Origin of the sequence: Catellatospora sp. KI3, from assembly GCF_029948125.1 — a bacterium.
Classification (GTDB): Bacteria; Actinomycetota; Actinomycetes; order Mycobacteriales; family Micromonosporaceae; genus Catellatospora.
In genome coordinates, this window is record NZ_JASAMB010000020.1 from 92,935 (window position 1) to 112,698 (window position 19,764).

The window sequence follows — 19,764 nt, forward strand, 5'->3', positions numbered from 1 at the left end:
GGCGAGTCGTCAGTGCTCAGGGAGCCACCGGACGGCCCAGCGCCGCCGCGACGATGCGGATCGCCTCGTCGCGGTCGATGCCGAGGCCGGCGATGACCGCCGCGTAGTCGCGGGCGGCCCGATGGGCCTGCTCAAGGGCCTGCTCACCGGCGGCCGAGACGAACGAGCCGGCCCGTCCCCGGGTCTCGATCAGCCGGGCCTCCTCCAGCTCCCGGTACGCCCGACCGACGGTGTTCACGGCGAGGCCCAGGTCGGCCGCGAGCCGCCGGATCGTCGGCAGTCTCGTGCCGACCGCCAGCGTGCGATCCTGGATCTGGCGCGCCAGCTGCACCCGGAGCTGCTCGTACGGCGGCGTCGGCGAGTTCTGGTCGATGACGATCATCGGGTGGCCATGGCCTGCCGCGCCGCCGACGCCGGACGTGGCGCTCGGAACTGGATCAAGGCGAACGCTGCGACGCCCGCCACCACCAGCGCCACGGCCGCCGCGTTCCACCAGCCCAGCGACTCCCCGTACAGGAAGATGGGCGGCAGCGACCACACCAGGCTGGGGGTGACCAGCGCGCGGGCATCCTCGACACGCATGATGACGTCGGCGGTGAGCGACGCCTCGTCCTGCGCCACGGCCGGGCTGGCCAGCACCTGGCGGAGCTGCAGGAGCAGACCGGCGCAGGCACCGGCGAGGCCGATCAGGACGACCGCCGCCCCGCGCCGCAGGCCGGGGTCGGCGACCGGCAGCACGCTCAGCGCGAGCAGCCCGGCACTGGCGTACGCGGCGACGGTGAAGACCGCGAACGGCCTGCCCAGCACCGCCGGCCAGCCCAGCTCGACCGGGTGGGCCACCCGCTGGGGCAGCCCCGCGCCGGCCCGCTGGTCGGCGCGGCGCACCCACCGGCCGACCAGCCACTGCCCCGCCAGCAACGCGGCCACCAGCGCCACCAGCACCAGCAGCGGCCACCGGGCGGACGTGACGTCGCCCGGCAGTGCGAGCGCGTGGGTGAGTGCCGCGCCCATCAGGAACACGGCCAGCAGGAGGCTGTCCATGAACTTGGCCCGTCCGCGCACCGCCAGCCGGGCCGCCAGCAGGGGGGTCGGCTCGGCGTCGGCCATACCGTGCCGGGCCAGCCACTGGCTGACCTCCGCATGCTCCGCCGGGCTCATCGCGCCACCTCCGTATGTCGCAAGTAATGTATCATCAAGATGAGCCATACCTTGCGACAAAGTCAACCCCTCCGTCAAGGCAGCCGGACCGACTGGGCGTGGCGGAAGGTGTCGGTCGGGTCCCAGCGGGCCTTCACCCGCTGCAGCCGTTCGTAGTTGCCCCCGAAGTAGAGCGCGGACCAGGGGGTGTCCGAGGTGTTCCAGGCGGGGTCGGACAGGTCGACGTCGGGGTAGTTGACGTAGCAGCCGTCGAGCTGGTCGTCGGGGACCGGCACGCCGCCCCGGTCGGCGAACACCGACCGGTAGGCGCGCCGGATCCAGTCCAGGTGCCGGTCGTCGTCGGCGGCATCGGCCCAGTACGCCTGCCACTGCGCCTTCAGCACGCTGTCGCGGTGCGGGTATGCCGTCGCGTCGGCGGCCACCGCGTTGACGGCCCCGCCGAACGAGTCGAGCTGCAGCTGGGCGTCCGGGTGGCCGTACGCCAGCGACGCCCAGATCGCCTCCCGCTGGGCCGCGGTGAACCCGCGCCGCAGGAACGCCGACTTGTACTTGGCCCGCAGCCTCAGGTCGGTGCCTGCGGCGAGCTGGTTGGCCCAGGCCCACTTGAGCCTGCGCGGCGCGGCCGCCTCGGGCAGCGCCGCCACCTTGCCCGCCTGCTCGGTCATCGGCGCCGCCGGGCCCACCTCGGCGCCGACCTCGGCGACGAACGCCCGCAGCAGTGGCTCCGCGTCCGGGCTGGTCGCGTCCATGGTGGAGCGCAGGCTGATCCCGGCGGCTGCCCGGGTCGGCACCAGCAGCGCCGACGCCAGCCCGGCGTACGGGTCGGCCACGTCGGCGTGCCGCTCGTGCCAGGCGCCGAAGTTGGCCAGCAGCCGGTCGAACCCGTCGCGGTCCAGCGACTCCCACGGCCAGGTGGCGGCGTGCAGCCACACCTCGGCCGGCGGAGCCGGCAGGGCGCGCGAGGGTTCGGCACCGGCCTGGGGCGAGCGCAGCCAGAAGCGGGTGACCACGCCGAACGTGCCGCCGCCACCGCCGGTGTGGGCCCACCACAGGTCGTGGTGCGGGTCGTGCGGGTCCCGGGAGGCCAGCACCGCGCGTACGGCGCCGTCGGCGTCGACCACCACCACCTCGACCGCTTCCAGGTGGTCGATGGTGAGCCCGTGCCGCCGCGACAGCACGCCGTAGCCGCCGCCGGTGAAGTGGCCGCCGACCCCGACACTGTGGCAGGACCCGCCGGGGATGGTGACGCCCCAGCCCTTGAGCAGCTTCTTGTACACCGCGCCGAGGGTCGCCCCCGCGCCGACGGCGAACGCGCCGCGCTCGGCGTCCCAGTCGACGGTGTCCAGTCCGGACGCGTCGATGAGCAGCGCGACGTCCGGGTGGGCGACGAAGTCCTCGTAGCAGTGGCCGCCGCCGCGCACCGCGATCCTGCGTCCGGTGTGCACCGCGCGGGTCACCGCGGCCACCACGTCGGCGGTGTCGCGTACGCGGTGGATCTCGTCCGGGCTGCCGGCGAAGCGGCGGTTGAGCGCGCGCGCGAGTTCCCCGTGCGCGGCATCGCCAGGCCTGACTATCTGCGCGTCCACCATGCGCGCCACCCTACTAGAAACAAACCTAAAAGAACCGGGGCGCCGCCCGCCCGCCCGTGCGGGCGCCCCGGTGCAGCTTCGGGGAAAGTGCTGGAATCTTGGCAGGAATCACTGCACTTTCCCCGAACACGTCGAGTGCTTCAGCGGCGGCCGTCACATCGATGCAGGTCAGGCAGCCACGCCGTCCATGAAGGCGCCGGCCCGGTCGAGGATCCGGTCCGGGCAGCTCATCGGCAGGTCGTGGCCCGCGCCCGGCACGACCTCGACCTCGGCGCCGGTCAGGGTCCGGATCCGGCGCGCCACCTCGGCGGCGTCGTAGAGCTGGCCGCGCTCGCCGAGCAGGACCAGCATCGGTACCCCGACCTCGCGCAGTTCCTCGTCCGTCAGTGGCGGCGGGACGGGCAGGCGCCGCCGGAAGCCCATCATGGCGGTGGCCAGGCCCATCAGGTCGTCGTCGCGCAGGGTGGCGTTGCGCAGCCGGCCCGCCGCCCGGTGGCGCAGCGGCCGGGGGCCCATCCCGGCGAGGCCGCCGAGCACCACCCAGGCGATGAACCGACCGGTGACCTTCCCGAATCCGGCCGGGTCCAGCAGGGTGAGCGAGGCGACGGCGGCGGGGTCGCGCAGCGCGTACCGCAGCGCGGTCCATCCGCCGTATGAGCAGCCGATCAGGTGCGCGCGTCCGATCCCGAGCGCGGTGAGGACTTCGCCCAGCCACTGCGTCAGGTGCTCGGGGCCGTCGATCGGCCGGTCCTGGGTGGAGCCGCCGGGGTCGCCCACCGGGTCGATCGCGATCACGCGCCGGTGCCTGCCCAGCTCCGCCACGTAGCGGTGCCACATCAGGGCGTTGCCTCCCGCCCCGGGCAGCAGCACGACCGGCGTTGCCCCGGCGGGGCCGCACGTGTGCACGCGAGTGGTGCCGAAGGTGGTCGGCACGTCCGCGGCGGTCCGGTCCGGCCAGCGGCGGTCGAGGGCCTGACCGTACGCGGTGAGGAATCTGGCGCGTGCTTTCTCGCTGGTGAAGCCTCCCACCGTTTTCATGATACGACTGTATCATCAAAAGGTGCCGAAGAGAGTCGACCATGAGGTGCGCCGCCGGGAGATCGGTGCGGCCCTGCTGCGGATCGCCGATACGAAGGGCCTGCAGTCGGCCAGCATGCGGGAGGTCGCGGCCGAGGCCGGGGTGTCGCTGCGGCTGGTGCAGTACTACTTCCAGAGCAAGAACGGCCTGCTGCTCGCGGGCCTGGCCTACCTGGGCGAGCAGCTGTCGGCCCGGGTGGAGCGGCACATCCGTGCCCTGGGCACGCCCCCGACCCCGGCCGGCATGGTCTACGGCACGCTCACCGCGATCCTGCCGACCGACGAGGAGAGCCGCCGGATCACCCGCACCTACGCGGCGTACTACACGCTGGTGCTGGCCGAACCGGACCTGGCCACCGAGCACGGGACGGCCTACCCCGACGCGCTGGAGAGGTTCCTGGCCAGGCAGATCGAGGCGGCGGGCGCGGCCTCGCCGGCGGACTCGGCGACGATCGCCGCGGGGCTGCTCGCCCTGACGAACGGGCTGGGCTCCAGCGTGCTGGGCGGCCAGCGGGACGGCGAGGCGGCACTGGCCGTGCTGCGATACCACCTCGACCGGCTGTTCGGCGCGGTCGCTGGCGGCGGGCAGTAGTGCAGTTTCGGGGAAACTGCAGGAATTGCGCTCAAGATTGGTGCAGTTTCCCCGAAACTGCACGTGAAAAGGCCGGTGGCCCGGCTCCGCGTGTGGAGCCGGGCCACCGGTGTGGCGGAGGGTCAGCGTCCCTGGAGGGACTTGACGTTGTCGCCGAAGGTCCAGCTCTTGCTGCCGTCCCAGTTGATGGACCAGGTCATCAGGCCCTTGAGGCTGCCGCTGAAGCTGTTCCACGACTGCGACACCAGGCTCGGCGCCATGTAGCCGCCACCGGCGCCCGACTGCGCGGGCAGGCCCGGCACCTGCTTGTCGTAGGGGACCCGGATGGTGACCCCGCCGATGGTCAGACCGTTGTTGAGGCAGGTGGTCTGCGCGGTGAAGCCCTGCACGGTGCCCGCGGAGTACGAGTCGCCGGCGCAGCCGTACATGCTGCCGTTGTAGTACTGCATGTTCAGCCACCACAGGCGGCCGTTGTCGGCGTACTTCTTGATGATCGGCAGGTACGAGCCCCAGATCGAGCCGTAGGTGACGCTGCCGCCGGTGACGTACGCGGTCTCCGGCGCCATGGTCAGGCCGAAGTTGGACGGCATCTGCGCCAGCACGCCGTCGATGATGCGGATGAGGTTGGCCTGCGAGGTCGACAGGGTGCTGATGCTGCCGCTGCCGGTCAGGCCGGTCTCGATGTCGATGTCGATGCCGTCGAAGTTGTACGTCTTCAGGATCGGCACGATGGTGGCGATGAACCGGTCGGCGACCACGCTGGAGCTGAGGTCGATGCCGGCCGCGGCGCCGCCGATGGACAGCAGGATGGTCTGCCCGGCGGCCTTGGCCGCGCACATCTCGGCCGGGGTGGCCACCTTGACGCCCGCGTCCATGCCGTTCTCCCACAGCGCGGTGCCGTCGGAGCGGATCACCGGGAACGCGGCGTTGATGACGTTGTAGCCGTGCTGCGCCATGCGCGAGTCGGTGATCGGGATCCAGCCCATGCCCGGGTGCACGCCGTTGGACGCGCCGTCCCAGTTCTCCCAGTAGCCGACCAGCACCTTGCCGGCCGGGCGGGACTTGACGGCGCAGGTGGTGCCGCCGGGGGAGGTGGACGGCGACGGAGAGGGCGAAGCCGACTTCGACGGGGACGGCGAGGGGGAGGCCGAGCGCGACGGCGACGGCGAGGGCGACGCCGAGCGGGAGGGCGAGGCGGACGGCGACGGCGGAGTGGTGCCGTCGCAGGCGCCGAGGTCCTTCCACAGCGACGGGGTGGCGGCGGGGTTCCAGCCGGCGCCGACGTACGCGGTGTGGGTCACCAGGGCCTGGTACAGCCGCCCGTTGTAGGTGACCTGGGTGCCCGCGGTGTAGGTGTTGCCCTCGGCCCAGGCCGGGGCGGTGCAGGCGGCCAGCGCGGTCACGGCGCCGGTGGGCTCGGCGGCCTGTCCGCTGGGCATGGAGACCACGGCGACCGCGAAGGTGACGGCCGTGCTGGCGGCCAGTGCGACCGCCCAGCGCGCCGCGCGACGCGGTGTCCGAAACGAAGTGTTCGACATCCCGCAATTATTAGTAAGGTTTACTTTTAAGTAAATGGGTCCAGGGATGCCAATCTCGTAGATCATCTACTGTGGACGCCCAGGTCCGTAAAGCATGAAGGCCCGGCTCGTACGAGCCGGGCCTCGGTGCCGAACGGGGCTGCCGCATCCCCGCCTGGTGCGGGCAGCCCGTCCGGTGCCTCGGTGGAACTAGTGCAGCACGAACGCCGGCTCGGCCGGCTTGCCCTCGGTGCCCTCGGCCGCGGCCCGGACCACCTTCTTGCGCGGCAGGAACAGCGCCGGGACCACGCACAGCGCGACCAGCACCATCGCCACCAGGTAGGTGCTGCCGAACGCGCCGGCCAGCCCCTCCTTGCCCTGGGTCAGGATTTGCGGGGGCACCTGGTCGGCCGGGAGGACGCCCTGCGCGACGGCGTAGAAGGCGCTGGCCGCCTGGTCGGCGAGCACCTTGTTGGTGAGCACCACGGCCATGACGGCGGTGCCGATCGAACCGGCGGTCTGCTGGACGATGTTCATCATCGTCGAGCCCCGGGCGATCTGGCCGTCGGTGAGGCTGCTCATCGCCGCCGACATGATCGGCATCATGGTCAGGCCCATGCCCATGCCCAGCACGAACAGCGCGCCCAGCAGCACCAGGTACGAGGTGTCGGCGCCGACCTGGGTGTAGACCGCGAGCGCGGCCGTGATCAGGGCGATTCCGGTCAGCACCAGCTTGCCCGGGCCCATCTTGTCGGTGAGCTTGCCGCCGATCGGCATGGTCAGCATCGCGCCGAGGCCGTTGGGGGCCAGCAGCAGGCCGGCGTCGAGGGTGCCCTCGCCGCGCACCTGGATGAAGTAGCTCGGCAGCAGCAGCATCGAGCCCATGAACGCCACCGAGAACAGGGTCATCGTGATGACCGAGATGGTGAGGTTGCGGTCCTTGAACAGGCTGAGGTCGATCAGCGCGTGCTGCTTGCGCAGCGCGTGCAGCACGAACGCGACGACCAGGACCAGGCCGATGATGCCCGGGACCAGGACCTTCGCGGACGCGACCTTGCCCTCGCCGGCGATGGAGGAGACGCCGTACAGGAACAGGGCCAGGCCCGGGGAGAGCAGCAGCATGCCGAAGAAGTCGAAGGACTCCGAGGGCTTCGGCTCGTCCTTGGCCAGCACCCGCCACGCGGCGACCAGCGCGATGAGGCCGATCGGCAGGTTGATCAGGAAGACCCACTGCCATTCGAAGGACTCGATCAGCCAGCCGCCCAGGATCGGGCCGCCGATCGGGCCGAGCAGCATCGGCACGCCGAGCACGGCCATGACGCGGCCGATCCGCTCCGGGCCGGCGGCCCGGGTCATGATCGTCATACCGAGCGGCATGAGCATGCCGCCGCCCAGGCCCTGCAGCGCCCGGAACGCGATCAGCGGGCCGATGTCCCAGGCGAAGCTGCACAGCACCGAACCGGCCACGAACAGCACGATCGAGGTCAGGTAGAGGCGCTTGGTGCCGAACCGGTCGGCCGCCCAGCCGGTGACCGGGATCACCGCGGCCAGCGCCAGGGTGTACGCGGTCATGGTCCACGCGACGGTGGCCGGGGTCGCGTGGAACTCCTGGCCGAAGGTCGGCAGGCCGACGCTCACCACGGTGATGTCGAGGATCGACATGATGGCGCCGAGCACCACCACGCCGGCGACCTTCAGGACGCCGCTGTCCAGCTTCTCGGTCGCGGCTGCTGGGGCCGGGGGGTCAGCCGCGGCTGGCGGGCTGCTGGTGGTGGTCATGCGGGGGCTCCTCATGCTTGTCGACTATTCGGGCGCTGAACCAGCTATCGGTCCTAATCTGACATCGGCGCCTTCCGCCATGGTCGCAGTTGGGTCCCGGGTAGCCGCAGGGTAGTCACCCTTGCGTGGCGCGCGACACGCCCGACCCCGGTATTTCGCCATATGATCAAAGCTTGCGCAGGTAGCAGGGCAAGAATCAGCGACGGAGGTCGATGTGTGCAGATGCTGCGCCGTCGCGCCTGGTGGGAAAACCGCTAGCCTCGCACCGATTTGCGAACCCTCAGGTCAGCCGCCTGGCAACGTTGTCGGTCGGGTCGCCGCCACCGGCCTGAGCGGCAGAGTTATCGAATCGTTACGCCGGGGCCGGGCCCGGCCGGTCAGTCGCGGTCCAGGTCGCGGGCGATGCCTTCCAGGATGCGCGGAGTGTGGGCCGGGGGAGCCGCGTCGACGCACAGCTGCTCCATGACGGTCAGGTACCGCTCCACGTCCTCGCGCTTGTCCAGGTAGAGGGCGCTGGTCAGCTGCTCCATGTACGCGACGTCGGGCAGGTCGTGCTCCGGGAAGCGCAGCAGGGCGAAGGATCCGCTGTAGGCGGCGTGCCCGCCGTGGGCGAACGGGATGACCTGCAGGGTGACGTTCGGCAGCTTGGTGGCTTCGAGCAGCTTGGCGATCTGCGCCCGCATGACCGCCCGGCCGCCCACCGGCCGCCGCAGCGCACCCTCGTCGACCACGGCCCAGAAGTGCGGCGGGGCGGGGCGGCTGCGGGTGAGGATCTGCTGGCGGGTCATCCGCAGCTCCACCCGCCGGTCGACCTCGGCGGTCGGCTTGCCGGCGTGGCCGAGCATGATCACCGAGCGGGCGTAGTCGGCGGTCTGCAGCAGGCCGGGCACGAACTGCACCTCGTACATGCGGATGATCTGGGCGGCCGACTCCAGCCCCAGGTACGACTGGAACCAGGCGGGGTAGACGTCGCCGAACTGCTGCCACCAGCCCGCCTCGTTGGCCTGGCGGGCCAGCGCCATCATCGTCTCGCGCTCGGTGGTGTCCGTGACGCCGTAGAACGTGAGCAGGTCGGCCACGTCGCGTTCCTTGAAGCCGACCCGGCCCAGCTCCATCCGGCTGATCTTGGACTCGGAGGCCCGGATGTGCCAGCCGGCGTCCTCGCGCGTGATCCCCCCGGCCTCGCGCAGGCGGCGCAGCTGGGCGCCGAGCAGCATCCGCAGCACGGTGGGGCCTCCGCTCGCCCCGGCTTCCGGGTCCGCTGCCATCAGTCCACCGTCCTGCCGCTGATCTCGTTGCGCATACTGTCCCAAAGCGAGGGTCGACTGTCGAGAAGCAGCGATCAATCAAGCAACGATCAAGAAAGTAGATCGTCGAAGTCGCCGTCGTAGACGCCCAGCAGGAACGCCGACATCTCGGCGGGAGTGTAGAGCAGGACGGGGCCGCCGGGGTCGCGGGAGTGGCGGATCGCGTAGCCCCCGCCGGGCAACCGGCCGATCTCGACGCAGTTGCCGTCGGCCCCGCTGCGCTCGCTCTTTCGCCAGGTCACCGCGGTCAGCTCCGGTGCTGCGCCGTGGGTGTGCGTCATCCCGTGCTCCTTCTGCCCCCCACGCCAGAGACACGTGCAGTCGGCATTGCATCTGCACGTGCATTTGGCGCTTGCTTTTGCACAGGATACCCGTGCATCATGGTTGCAGCTAAGTCAGATAGTTCGATGGAAGCGCGACCACCGCCACCCCCGGCACCAGTGCGAACGCGACCTGGCAGCTCTGCAGACGGCACGGACCCCCTCCCGGAACCGTCTGGGCACCGCGACACACCGCTGTACCGCGTTACGGGAGGATTCACGATCCATGCCACGACCGAAGGTGCACCCGGACCGGCGCGAGCTGGCCGAAGTCGAGTCCACGGAGTCCTACGCTCCGCGTGACCGGGTCTGGGTATTCCGCGAGGGCGAGTGGGACCCGGCCGTCATCTACGAGGCCTCGGGATTCGCCGCCACGGTCATCTGCCGCGCGGCCTCAGCGCGCGGCAATGAGATCGAGATCAGGACGGCACGCTTCCTGGCCAGGCGAGATTCGATCGTCCCCGCGATCGACACGCTCACGTACGTGTGAGGTACAGGCCAGGCAGGCCGGGTACGGGCAGCGGTGCGAGCCGCCCGTACCCGGCCTGATTCGTCCGCGCTGGCGCCCCATGCGGCGCAGCGCGGACGGTCAGACGCCCAGCTGCGCCGCGGCCAGGGCCGTGCCCTCCAGCCGCGCGCGCACCTTGGCGAAGGCCGTCTCCCGCGAGGTCGACGTGTCGTCGCCGAACGGGGAGAACCCGCAGTCGTCAGTGGTGCCCAGCCGCTCCACGCCCAGGTGCTCGGCGGCCCGCAGCACCCGGTCGCGGACCTGCTCCGGGGTCTCCACCCGCGGGTCGATCGGGTCGGTGACCCCGACGAAGACCTGCTGTCCGTCGCGGACCTGCGCCCCGATGATCCGCAGCACCCGGTCGGGGTCGGCCTCACTCGCCAGCTGGACGAAGAACGCCCCCGCGTTCAGCGCGAACAGCTTCGGCAGCAGCTGCGCGTAGTCGACGTCGGCGCTGTGGGTGGAGTCCTGATCGCCGCCGGGGCAGGTGTGCACGCCGATCCGGCCCCGCTCGGCGTCGCTGAACCGGGCCAGCACCTGGTTGTTCAGGTCGATGAACGAGTCGAGCACGCCGCCGGACGGATCCAGCTTCAGCGCCAGCCGACCCTCGGTGAAGTCGAGCTGCACCCGGTGCGCCCCGGCGTCCAGCGCGCTGCGGATGTCGGCCTCCGCCTCGGCGACCAGGTCGGCGACGAACGCGTCGCGGTCGTAGCCGGCGATGCCGTCCTGCGGGTAGAGCAGGCTCAGCGCCGAGGCGGCGATCACCGCCTGCTTGACCGGCACCGAGGCGTGCCGCTGCGCCGCGGCGAGGTAGCTGCCGGCGCGTACGCCGTAGCGGAACGGGCCTGCGGTCAGCCGGGGCAGCTGCCGGGTGTGCCCGTCGGCGAACGGGATCACCGCGCCGTCGGCGGCCAGCGCCAGCCCGACCAGGGGGTACGTGGCGAAGCTCGGCTTGCTCTGCTCGCCGTCGGTGACGACCGGCGAGCCCAGCTCCTCGAACCGCTTGACGGTGTCGCGGACGGCCGCGTCGTAGTGCTCATCGAGCTCCGTTGACGAGATCTTGCCCGCGGCGTGGTCGGCCACGGCCGCCAGCAGCTCAGGGGAGCGCGGGATGCTGCCGATGGGCTCGGTCGGGATACTCATGCGCGCGAGTCTAATGTAGATGGTCGCGATACGGGCTGATCGGCGGTGGTACGAGATGAATGTTGCGTTACGCGAGAGCGGCACGGGGATCGCCCGTGCGAACCAACGAGCCCGCGCCCGTCCGGTGACGCCCCTACGCACGCGAAAGCGGCGCGGTCGGCAGGGAAGTCCCTGCCGACCGCGCCGCTCGACGGCAGCGTGGGTCAGCGCTTGCGCGCCACGCCCGCCCAGTAGAAGGCGCTGGCCGGATCCTCGACCGGCTCGTCCGGGCGCCAGCCCATCACCGGCACGACGCCGGGCTCGACCAGGTCCCAGCCCTCGAAGAAGCGCTCCACCTCGGCCTTGGTGCGCGGGATGACGGTCATGCCGCCGCGCGCGGCCGACGACCGGATCAGCTCCATCGCCTCCTCGTCGAACTCGCGACCGGGGTGCGTGACGACCAGGTAGCTGCCCGAGGGCAGCGCGTCCATCAGGGCCCGGGTGTGCGCCCACGGGTCCTCTTCGGTCTTGAGCAGCATCAGCACCGCGATCATCATCAGCGCCACGGGCTTGTTCAGGTCCAGGGTGGCCAGCAGCGCCGGGTCGTTGAGGATGCTTTCGTGGTCGCGCAGGTCGGCGTGGATGTACTCGCTGCGGCCCTGCTCGGAGCTGACCATCAGGGCGCGGGCGTGGACCAGCACGATCGGGTCGTTGTCCACGTAGACCACCCGGGTCTCCGGGGCGATCGCCTGGGCGTCCTCGTGCAGGTTCGGCCGGGTCGGGATGCCCGTGCCGATGTCGAGGAACTGGCGGATGCCCGCCTCGGCGACCAGGTGGCGCACGGCCCGGCCGAGGAACTTCCGGTTCTCCTTGGCCATCGTCTTGATGGTGGGGATGGCTTGGATGAAGGCCTCGCCCATCGCCCGGTCGGCGGCGAAGTTGTCCTTGCCGCCCAGCCACCAGTCGTACATGCGCGCCGAGTGCGGCGCGCTGGTGTCCACGCCGGGCGGCGCGACCTCTTCGCGAACCTTGCTGTCCTGCGACACGTGCCGCTCCCATCGACCCTGGTTGGTGATAAGGGAAGCAGCATAGTCCGCCGACCTGATTGGAGCCATACCGACCGCCACGGAAGCGTCACCTAGTGATCATGGGGCCGGACCGCACGCCGGCGTGGGTGCGTGCGGTCCGGCGGTTCCGGATCAGCGGGTCGGGATCACGGCGCCCAGGGCGCCACCACCTTCCAGCTGGTGTCGGCGTCGTAGTTGCTCGGGTTGTCGCTGGCGTTGGGCCCGCCCGCCGAGGCGATCCACACCTCGGCGGAGTAGTGGCGCAGCCGGTAGCCGTTGATGTTGATGGACTCCAGGGTGACGTTGCCGCTGCCGTACCGGCCCGGCTGGGCGCAGAAGGTCGCGTCGTTCTTGAACAGCGTGCTGCCGTCCGAGGCGTCCTTGCGGACGCGGAACGCCGCGTGGCGCAGGTAGTGGCCCGGGAAGTTGCGCGACTCGAACGAGTAGCAGCTCGGGTCGGCCAGGCCGCGGCGGACGTAGAAGGTGGCGTCGGCCTTGAGCGTGGCGGAGCTGCCCGAGTTGACCACCTCGGTGTAGCCGAGCGAGGCGGAGTGGCGCAGGAACCGGTCGGTGAACCCGGGCGTGACCACCTGGAACGACTGGGCGGCGTTCAGGGTGAGGTCGGCGCCGCTGCGCCACCACGGCGGGACGCCCGCCCAGGTCGCGTCGGCGGCGAAGCTGGTCGGGCTGTCCCAGGCGTTGGCGCCGGAGCTGTTCGCGACGTACACCTCGGACGCGATGTGGCGCAGGTACCGGCCGGGGAGGTTGTACGACTCGAGCGAGCTGCCGCCTCCGGCCAGCCCGGCCCGGACGCAGAACGTCGCGTCGGCCTTGAACCCGGTGCTGTTGTCGTTGGCGTCGCGCCGGACCCGGTAGCCGGAGTGGCGCAGGAACTGGCCGGGTGCGCCGCGCGACTCGAACGAGACGCAGCCGGCGTCGGCCAGGCCGGGGCGTACCCAGAAGGTGGAGTCCTTCTTGAGCGCGTCGGTGCTGGCGGCGTTGACGACCGAGGTGACGCCGAGGTTCGCGGCCACGCTCAGCGACCGGTCGGTGCAGCAGGAGGTGGTGACCTTCAGCGACACCGGCTGGTCGACCGGCAGGTAGGTGCCCTGCGCGGCCGCCTTCACCGAGTTGTTGACCGCGGTCACCTGTGCGAAGTTCATCTTCTGGATGGCGCGGTCGTAGGTGTAGAAGCCGTTGACCTCGTTCTCCACGTCGGTCGGCTCGGTGTAGACCGACGCGGACAGGCCGCGGGTGCTGATCAGGTCGCGCAGCTGGCCGGTGATGCCGACGTAGCGCTGGGTCAGCGACGCCGAGTCCGGCAGCATCTCGTAGCCGAAGCCGTTGCCCGGCGACCACTCGTGGCCGGAGACCCGCAGGCCGAGGCCGCCGTACTCGCCGAGGACCGCGATGCGGCTGGCGGTGGGCAGCTGCGGCTGGCCGGGGCCGACGTAGATGTGGTCGTCGATGGTGTCGCCGTTGCCGCCGTCGAAGCCGCAGCAGTTGGAGCCGGAGTTGTTGGTGACCAGGCGGGTCGGGTCCCAGCTCTTGACCAGGTCGGCGATGCGGGCGGGCTCGTACTCGCCCCAGCCCTCGTTGAACGGCACCCACAACACGATCGACGTGATGCCCTTGAGCTGGTCGACGATGCGGTGCAGCTCGGCCTCGAAGGTGGTCTTGTCGGCCGCCGACGGGGTGAAGCCGGTCTTCATGGCGGGCATGTCCTGCCAGACCAGCAGGCCGAGGCGGTCGGCGTGGTAGAACCAGCGGGCCGGTTCGACCTTGATGTGCTTGCGGACCATGTTGAAGCCCAGCGCCTTCTGCTGCTCCAGGTCGAAGCGCAGCGCGGCGTCGGTCGGCGCGGTGTAGATGCCGTCGGGCCAGTAGCCCTGGTCCAGGGTGCCCAGCTGGAAGACGAACTTGCCGTTGAGCACCGGGCGCAGCACGCCGCCGACCACCGCCTTGCCGATGGAGCGCATGCCGAAGTAGCCGCCGACCTGGTCGCCGCCGCCGGTGCCGGTCAGCGTGACGCGCAGGTCGTACAGGAACGGGTCGTCGGGGGTCCACAGGTGCGCGTTGGGGATGGTGACGCGCAGGTGGGCGCCGGGGGCGCCGGTGGCCGTGCCGACCACGGCGCCGCCGCTGAGCACCTCGGCGGTCACGCCCTGGGCCGAGCCGCTGACCTGGGTGACCAGGTCGAGCTGTCCGGCGGCCAGGTCCGGGGTGGTGTCCAGGCGGGTGATTCGCGCGGCGTTGGTCGGCTCGAGCCATACCGTCTGCCAGATGCCGCTGGCGGCGGTGTAGAAGATGCCGCTGGGGCTGAGGCGCTGCTTGCCCAGGGGGATGCCGGCCGCGTCGACGGGGGAGTAGACCCCGACGATGAGCTCGTTGGTGCCGCCGTTGAGCGCGCCGGTGATGTCGAAGGTGAACGCGTCGTAGCCGCCGCTGTGGCCGCCGATCGACACGCCGTTGACCCAGACCGAGGCACGGTAGGTGACGGCACCGAAGTTGAGCTGCACGCGACGGCCCGACCAGGCGGCCGGGACGGTGAAGGTGCGCCGGTACCACATGTTGTTCTCGTGCCGCTTGATCCCGGACAGGGCCGACTCGATCGGGTACGGCACCAGCACCGTCTCGGCCAGGGTCTGGCCGGTCGGCGGGGTGTTGAGGTTGGCCGCCCCGGCGAACTGCCACTGGCCGTTGAGGCTCTGCCAGTCGGGGCGGGTCAGCTGCGGGCGGGGGTACTCGGGCAGCGGGTTGGTGAGCGAGACCTGGCTGGTCCAGGGCGTGGACAGGGGCGGGGTCTTGGGTACGTAGCCGGCCTGCGCGGGTGACGCGGCGGTGACGAGCACCGTCGCGATCAGACTCAGCGCGGCCAGACCTGCTCTGACCTTCATGCGGGACAGCACCTCCGGGCGACGGGGTTGTCACGGGACGGACATCTTGCTGACACGGATACCGGGCTGTATAACGTTATAGAGCCTAGGCCTGGGTCTCTCTAATCTCCACCTTTTAGTGATATGTGTCGAAATATGGCACAAAACTGGTTGACCGTCCATCCAGTACTCAGGAGATCCCTCAAATGAAGATCAGTTCGCGGACTTCGGTCCGTGCCGCAGTCGTCCTGCTGGGCGGCGCGATGATGCTCTCGGCCTGCACCAAGGCCGAGGACAGCGGCACCCCGGGCACCGACGCCAGCGCCGGTGCGCAGGTCGTCGCATCCGCCAGCCCCGGCGGGGCCGGCTGCACGCTGCAGCAGTACGGCAGCGAGAAGCTCGACCTCAAGAACGCCGTCGTCGGCTTCTCGCAGTCGGAGAAGGAGGCCAACCCGTTCCGGATCGCCGAGACTCAGTCGATCAAGGACGAGGCGGCCAAGATCGGCGTCAAGCAGCTGCTGGTCACCAACGCCCAGTCGCAGCTGTCCAAGCAGATCAGCGACATCCAGGACATGCTGAACCAGGGTGCGCAGTTCCTGATCGTGGCGCCGCTCAACTCCGACGGCCTCGAGCCGGCCCTGGCCGCCGCGGCGGCCAAGAAGGTTCCGGTGCTGACCATCGACCGCAAGGTCAACGCCGGCGCCTGCAAGGACTACCTGGCCTTCCTCGGCTCGAACTTCGTCGAGCAGGGCAAGCGCGCCGCCGACGCGATGGTCAAGGCCACCGGCGGCAAGGGCAAGGTGGCGATCCTGCTCGGCTCCTCGGGCAACAACGTCACCACCGACCGCACCAACGGCTTCGTCGACCAGATCAAGGCCACCGCGCCCGGCATCGAGATCGTCGCCCAGCAGACGGGTGAGTTCTCGCGGGAGAAGGGCCAGGCGGTGATGGAGCAGCTGCTGCTGTCCAAGCCGGAGATCACGGCGGTCTACGCCGAGAACGACGAGATGGCCCTGGGCGCGGTCACCGCGATCAAGGGCCGGGGGAAGAAGCCCGGCACCGACATCAAGATCGTTTCGATCGACGGTACGGCCAACGCCGTCAAGGCGATCGTCGACGGCACCATCAACGCCGTCATCGAGTCCAACCCGCGCTTCGGCCCGCTGGCCTTCGCCACCGCGGCCAAGTTCTACAGCGGCGAGGCGATCCCGGCCAACGTGATCATCTCCGACCGCGAGTACGACCCGGCCAACGCGGCCTCCTCCCTGTCCAGCGCTTACTGACCCACCCACGGGCGCCCGGGATCCTATACGATCCCGGGCGCCCGCCCTCGACAGAACCGGAGGCAGATCCGCCGATGCTGGACGTGCGCGGAGTGTCCAAACGCTTTCCCGGCGTGCTCGCCCTGCAGGACGTGTCGCTGACCGTCGCGCCGGGCGAGGTCCACGCCCTCGTCGGCGAGAACGGCGCGGGCAAGTCCACCCTGATCAAAGTGCTCACCGGCGTGTATACCCCGGACGAGGGCCAGGTGCTGCTCGACGGGGCACCGGTGTCGTTCGGCAGCCCGCGCGAGGCGCAGAACGCCGGAATCTCCACCATCTACCAAGAGGTGAACCTGGTCCCGCTGATGAGCGTGGCCCGCAACCTGTTCCTCGGCCGCGAACCGATGCTGCCCGGCGGGCTCATCGACTTCGGCCGCATGCACCGCGAAGCCGCGCAGACCCTGGCCCGCTTCGGCATCACCGTCGACGTCCGCCGCCCGCTGCGCTCGCTCGGGCTGGGCGCGCAGCAGATGGTGGCGCTGGCCCGCGCCGTGGCCGTCGACGCGAAGCTGCTCATCATGGACGAGCCCACCTCGTCGCTGGAGCCGCGCGAGGTGCAGACCCTGGAGGCGGTCGTCCGCGACCTGTCCGCCCAGGGCATCGCCATCATCTACGTCAGCCACCGCCTCGACGAGCTCTACCGGCTGTGCGACCGGGTCACCGTGCTGCGCGACGGCAGGGGAGTGCACAGCGGCAAACTGGCCGACCTCGACCGGCTGCACCTGGTGTCGCACATGCTCGGCCGCGACCCGGCCGCGGTCAGCCGCGAGGGCCTCACCGGCTTCGAGGGCCACCACGACACCGACGCCGAACCGCTGGTCAGCGTACGCGGCCTCACCCGCCGCCACGTGCTGCACGACGTCTCCTTCGACGTACGCCCCGGCGAGGTCACCGGCCTGGGCGGCCTGCTCGGCTCCGGCCGCTCCGAGACCGCCAAGGCCGTGGTCGGCGCCCTGCCGCTCGACAGCGGCACCGTCACCATCGGCGGCAGGCGGCTGCGGCGGCTCAACCCGGCCGCGGCCATCCGCGCCGGCATGGTGCTGCTGCCCGAGGACCGCAAGGCCGAGGGCATCGTGCCCGAGCTGTCGGTACGCGAGAACATCGTGCTCGCCGCGCTGCCGCGCATCTCCCGGTTCGGGCTGGTGTCGCGCAAGCGGCAGGACCGCATCGTGGAGACGTTCATGCAGCGGCTGCGGATCAAGGCGGCCAGCCCTGAGCAGCCCGTCGGCGAGCTGTCCGGCGGCAACCAGCAGAAGGTGCTGCTGGCCCGGTGGCTGTGCCTGCACCCGCGCCTGCTGCTGCTGGACGAACCCACCCGCGGCATCGACGTCGGCGCCAAGGCCGAGGTCCAGGCCCTGGTGGACGAGCTGGCCCGGGACGGGCTGGCGGTCGTGCTCATCTCCTCCGACCTGGAGGAGTTCGTGGAAGGAGCCGACCGGGTGGTCGTGCTGCGCGCCGGTGCGGTCACCGGCGAACTCACCGGCGACGAGGTCACCGAGGCCGGGATCATGGCGGCGCTGGCGGGGGAGCAGGCATGACCGACCTCGCCCTGCCCCGCACCGCCCGGCTGTCGGCCGCCCTGCCCCAGTACGGCGTCTACGCCGCGGTGCTGGTGCTGCTGGCGTTCAACGCCGTGTTCACCGACAACTTCCTCACCGGCGCGAACCTGCGTACCCAGCTGATCCAGGTCGCACCGGTGCTGATCGTGGCACTGGGCATGGCCATGGTCATCGGTACCGAGGGCGTCGACCTGTCCGTCGGCTCCGTGATGGCCCTGTCGGCCGCCGCGCTGCCGCTCTACCTCGGCTACGGCATGTGGCCCGCCATCGCGATGGCGCTGCTCACCGGCGTGGTCGTGGGCGCGGTCAACGGACTGCTGGTCGCCGTGGTCGGGCTGCAGCCGATCGTGGCCACCCTCGCCCTGCTCGTCGGCGGCCGGGGCCTGGCCCTGGTGCTGGCCGAGGGGCGGCTCAAGCAGATCGAGAACGCCGACCTGCTGGCCCTGGGCTCCGACGACCTGCTCGGCATCCCGGTCGTGGTGGTCATCGCGGGGCTGCTGTCGCTGGCGGTGGGCCTGCTGGTGTCGCGCACGACGTACGGCCGCCAGCTGGTGGCCGTCGGCGGCAACCGGGCGGCGGCCACGCTGGCCGGGCTGCCGGTGCGCCGCGTGCTGCTCGGCACGTACGTGCTGTGCGCGGTGCTCGCCGCCCTGGCCGGGGTGCTCGCCACCGCCCGGCTCACCGCCAGCGACCCGTCCGCGATCGGCAACCTGATGGAGCTGTCCGCCATCACCGCCGTCGTCGTGGGCGGCACGCCGCTGAACGGCGGCCGGATCCGGGTCCTCGGCACCGTCGCCGGTGCGCTGCTGATGCAGCTGCTGCGGGCCACCCTGATCAGCCACAACCTGTCCGACTCGACGGCGCAGATGGTCCAGGCGGTCATCATCCTCGGCGCCGTCTACCTGGCCCGGGAGCGACGCCGATGAGCACCACGTCCACCCTCGCCGCCCCCGCGCCGCAGCGGCACGAGGTCCCGGTCGAGCAGTCCACCCGCGGCGAGCGCATCGCCGGGCTGCTGCAGCGCCACGGCGCCCTGGCGGTGCTCGGCATCGTCGTGGTCGTCGCGTCGATCCGGTTCCCGTCGTTCGGCACGGTCGGCAACGCGCAGGGCGTCGCGATCCAGTCGGCGTTCCTGGCGATCGTCGCCCTGGGCATGACCTTCGTGATCATCGGTGGCGGCATCGACCTGTCCGTGGGCTCGGTGTTCGCCCTCGGCGGCGTGCTCGCCGCGTACGGCTCGCGCTGGGGGATGCTCGGCGCGCTGCTGCTGCCGCTGGTCGTGTGCGGGGCGATCGGGCTGGTCAACGGCCTGCTCATCGCGCGGGCGCGGCTGGCGCCGTTCATCGTGACGCTGGCCAGCCTGCTCGGGGCGCGCGGGCTGCTGCTCGCCCTGACCGACGAGGGCGCCCAGACGTACCTGATCGACAAGACGTCGGCGTTCGCGAAGCTGGGGCAGGGCACCCTGCTCGGCCTCGGCTACCCGGTGTGGCTGGCGCTGCTGGCCTTCGCCGTCGGCGGCCTGCTGCTGCAGCGGACCCGGTACGGGCAGGCGGTCTTCGCCGTCGGCGGCAGCGAGCAGGCGGCGGCGATGATGGGCCTGCCCGTGGCCCGGATCAAGATCATCACGTACGCCGCGAGCGGGCTGCTGGCCGGGTTCGCCGGGGCGCTGAACGCGGCCCGGCTGTCCTCCGGGGTGACCATCCTCGGCGTCGGCATGGAGCTCGACGCGATCGCCGCGGTGGTGATCGGCGGCACGCTGCTGGTCGGCGGGGCGGGCAGCGTCAGCGGCACGCTGTGCGGAGTGCTGCTGCTCGGCGTGATCCAGAACGTGATCAACCAGATCGGCACACTCGACTCGTCCTACCAGTCAGTGGTGAGTGGAGCGTTCCTGATCGTGGTGGTGGTCGTGCAGACGTACCTCAGCCGAAGTCAGCGTCTGCGTTGACGCTCGATCACCGGCCATGATGACAA

The 19,764-nt window shown here is 71.0% G+C and carries 17 protein-coding genes; 6 read left to right on the forward strand and 11 right to left on the reverse strand.

From position 1 onward, the window contains the following. Window positions 1-16: 16 nt before the first annotated feature. The 4 genes from QEZ54_RS27560 to QEZ54_RS27575 form a co-directional block, all read right to left on the reverse strand. Window positions 17-382 carry a GntR family transcriptional regulator gene (locus tag QEZ54_RS27560; protein WP_281307639.1) on the reverse strand — a complete coding sequence of 122 codons (366 nt, stop codon included), beginning with the start codon at window positions 380-382 and terminating at the stop codon, window positions 17-19. Beyond that, window positions 379-1,158, reverse strand: a complete 780-nt coding sequence (locus tag QEZ54_RS27565) for a hypothetical protein (protein ID WP_281307640.1) — start codon at window positions 1,156-1,158, stop codon at window positions 379-381. Before QEZ54_RS27565 ends, QEZ54_RS27560 begins: the two co-directional genes overlap by 4 nt. Window positions 1,159-1,232: 74 nt before the next feature. Beyond that, complete coding sequence (locus QEZ54_RS27570) at window positions 1,233-2,747, reverse strand: FAD-binding protein (RefSeq protein ID WP_281307641.1); 1,515 nt, start codon at window positions 2,745-2,747, stop codon at window positions 1,233-1,235. Window positions 2,748-2,915: 168 nt separating this feature from the next. Next, complete coding sequence (locus QEZ54_RS27575) at window positions 2,916-3,785, reverse strand: alpha/beta hydrolase (protein WP_281307642.1); 870 nt, start codon at window positions 3,783-3,785, stop codon at window positions 2,916-2,918. A 22-nt stretch (window positions 3,786-3,807) separates the two neighbouring features. Here QEZ54_RS27575 and QEZ54_RS27580 point away from each other — a divergent pair, with 22 nt between their 5' ends. Next, window positions 3,808-4,416: a TetR/AcrR family transcriptional regulator gene (locus QEZ54_RS27580; protein ID WP_281307643.1), complete on the forward strand. Its 609-nt coding sequence runs from the start codon at window positions 3,808-3,810 to the stop codon at window positions 4,414-4,416. Window positions 4,417-4,538: 122 nt separating this feature from the next. Here QEZ54_RS27580 and QEZ54_RS27585 read toward each other — a convergent pair whose 3' ends face one another. From QEZ54_RS27585 to QEZ54_RS27600, 4 genes are all read right to left on the reverse strand, one after another. Beyond that, complete coding sequence (locus QEZ54_RS27585) at window positions 4,539-5,855, reverse strand: glycosyl hydrolase family 18 protein (RefSeq protein WP_281307702.1); 1,317 nt, start codon at window positions 5,853-5,855, stop codon at window positions 4,539-4,541. Between the two features lie 288 nt (window positions 5,856-6,143). Continuing rightward, entirely contained in the window at window positions 6,144-7,712 is a 1,569-nt protein-coding gene (locus QEZ54_RS27590; protein ID WP_281307644.1) for a DHA2 family efflux MFS transporter permease subunit, read from the reverse strand. 377 nt (window positions 7,713-8,089) lie between these two features. Then, window positions 8,090-8,980, reverse strand: a complete 891-nt coding sequence (locus tag QEZ54_RS27595) for a helix-turn-helix transcriptional regulator (protein WP_281307645.1) — start codon at window positions 8,978-8,980, stop codon at window positions 8,090-8,092. 89 nt (window positions 8,981-9,069) lie between these two features. Further along, window positions 9,070-9,300, reverse strand: a complete 231-nt coding sequence (locus QEZ54_RS27600) for a DUF397 domain-containing protein (protein WP_281307646.1) — start codon at window positions 9,298-9,300, stop codon at window positions 9,070-9,072. A gap of 265 nt (window positions 9,301-9,565) precedes the next feature. On the opposite strand from QEZ54_RS27600, the gene QEZ54_RS27605 reads away from it, so the two are divergent. Continuing rightward, entirely contained in the window at window positions 9,566-9,829 is a 264-nt protein-coding gene (locus tag QEZ54_RS27605; protein ID WP_281307647.1) for a hypothetical protein, read from the forward strand. A gap of 99 nt (window positions 9,830-9,928) precedes the next feature. Here QEZ54_RS27605 and QEZ54_RS27610 read toward each other — a convergent pair whose 3' ends face one another. From QEZ54_RS27610 to QEZ54_RS27620, 3 genes are all read right to left on the reverse strand, one after another. Continuing rightward, complete coding sequence (locus QEZ54_RS27610) at window positions 9,929-10,990, reverse strand: cobalamin-independent methionine synthase II family protein (protein ID WP_281307648.1); 1,062 nt, start codon at window positions 10,988-10,990, stop codon at window positions 9,929-9,931. 203 nt (window positions 10,991-11,193) lie between these two features. After that, window positions 11,194-12,015: an SAM-dependent methyltransferase gene (locus QEZ54_RS27615; RefSeq protein WP_281307649.1), complete on the reverse strand. Its 822-nt coding sequence runs from the start codon at window positions 12,013-12,015 to the stop codon at window positions 11,194-11,196. Between the two features lie 167 nt (window positions 12,016-12,182). Continuing rightward, entirely contained in the window at window positions 12,183-14,933 is a 2,751-nt protein-coding gene (locus QEZ54_RS27620) for an AbfB domain-containing protein (RefSeq protein ID WP_281307650.1), read from the reverse strand. A 185-nt stretch (window positions 14,934-15,118) separates the two neighbouring features. Here QEZ54_RS27620 and QEZ54_RS27625 point away from each other — a divergent pair, with 185 nt between their 5' ends. The 4 genes from QEZ54_RS27625 (at window position 15,119) to QEZ54_RS27640 (ending at window position 19,738) form a co-directional block, all read left to right on the forward strand. Beyond that, window positions 15,119-16,195: an ABC transporter substrate-binding protein gene (locus tag QEZ54_RS27625; protein WP_281307651.1), complete on the forward strand. Its 1,077-nt coding sequence runs from the start codon at window positions 15,119-15,121 to the stop codon at window positions 16,193-16,195. A gap of 74 nt (window positions 16,196-16,269) precedes the next feature. Next, on the forward strand, window positions 16,270-17,772 hold the full coding sequence (locus tag QEZ54_RS27630) for a sugar ABC transporter ATP-binding protein (RefSeq protein WP_281307652.1): 1,503 nt from the start codon (window positions 16,270-16,272) through the stop codon (window positions 17,770-17,772). Beyond that, a complete protein-coding gene (locus QEZ54_RS27635) occupies window positions 17,769-18,719 on the forward strand; it encodes an ABC transporter permease (RefSeq protein WP_281307653.1) in 951 nt (316 codons plus the stop codon). The genes QEZ54_RS27630 and QEZ54_RS27635 overlap by 4 nt, the downstream gene beginning before the upstream one ends. After that, window positions 18,716-19,738 carry an ABC transporter permease gene (locus QEZ54_RS27640; RefSeq protein ID WP_281307654.1) on the forward strand — a complete coding sequence of 341 codons (1,023 nt, stop codon included), beginning with the start codon at window positions 18,716-18,718 and terminating at the stop codon, window positions 19,736-19,738. Before QEZ54_RS27635 ends, QEZ54_RS27640 begins: the two co-directional genes overlap by 4 nt. The last annotated feature ends 26 nt before the right edge of the window (window positions 19,739-19,764 follow it).

What these genes read in the sequence shown, in the direction of transcription:
- QEZ54_RS27560 (WP_281307639.1), bottom strand. Translation starts at nt 382, where the DNA reads ATGATCGTCATCGACCAGAACTCGCCGACGCCGCCGTACGAGCAGCTC.
- QEZ54_RS27565 (WP_281307640.1), bottom strand. Translation starts at nt 1,158, where the DNA reads ATGAGCCCGGCGGAGCATGCGGAGGTCAGCCAGTGGCTGGCCCGGCAC.
- QEZ54_RS27570 (WP_281307641.1), bottom strand. Translation starts at nt 2,747, where the DNA reads ATGGTGGACGCGCAGATAGTCAGGCCTGGCGATGCCGCGCACGGGGAA.
- QEZ54_RS27575 (WP_281307642.1), bottom strand. Translation starts at nt 3,785, where the DNA reads ATGAAAACGGTGGGAGGCTTCACCAGCGAGAAAGCACGCGCCAGATTC.
- QEZ54_RS27585 (WP_281307702.1), bottom strand. Translation starts at nt 5,855, where the DNA reads ATGCCCAGCGGACAGGCCGCCGAGCCCACCGGCGCCGTGACCGCGCTG.
- QEZ54_RS27590 (WP_281307644.1), bottom strand. Translation starts at nt 7,712, where the DNA reads ATGACCACCACCAGCAGCCCGCCAGCCGCGGCTGACCCCCCGGCCCCA.
- QEZ54_RS27595 (WP_281307645.1), bottom strand. Translation starts at nt 8,980, where the DNA reads ATGGCAGCGGACCCGGAAGCCGGGGCGAGCGGAGGCCCCACCGTGCTG.
- QEZ54_RS27600 (WP_281307646.1), bottom strand. Translation starts at nt 9,300, where the DNA reads ATGACGCACACCCACGGCGCAGCACCGGAGCTGACCGCGGTGACCTGG.
- QEZ54_RS27605 (WP_281307647.1), top strand. Translation starts at nt 9,566, where the DNA reads ATGCCACGACCGAAGGTGCACCCGGACCGGCGCGAGCTGGCCGAAGTC.
- QEZ54_RS27610 (WP_281307648.1), bottom strand. Translation starts at nt 10,990, where the DNA reads ATGAGTATCCCGACCGAGCCCATCGGCAGCATCCCGCGCTCCCCTGAG.
- QEZ54_RS27620 (WP_281307650.1), bottom strand. Translation starts at nt 14,933, where the DNA reads ATGAAGGTCAGAGCAGGTCTGGCCGCGCTGAGTCTGATCGCGACGGTG.
- QEZ54_RS27625 (WP_281307651.1), top strand. Translation starts at nt 15,119, where the DNA reads ATGAAGATCAGTTCGCGGACTTCGGTCCGTGCCGCAGTCGTCCTGCTG.
- QEZ54_RS27630 (WP_281307652.1), top strand. Translation starts at nt 16,270, where the DNA reads ATGCTGGACGTGCGCGGAGTGTCCAAACGCTTTCCCGGCGTGCTCGCC.
- QEZ54_RS27635 (WP_281307653.1), top strand. Translation starts at nt 17,769, where the DNA reads ATGACCGACCTCGCCCTGCCCCGCACCGCCCGGCTGTCGGCCGCCCTG.
- QEZ54_RS27640 (WP_281307654.1), top strand. Translation starts at nt 18,716, where the DNA reads ATGAGCACCACGTCCACCCTCGCCGCCCCCGCGCCGCAGCGGCACGAG.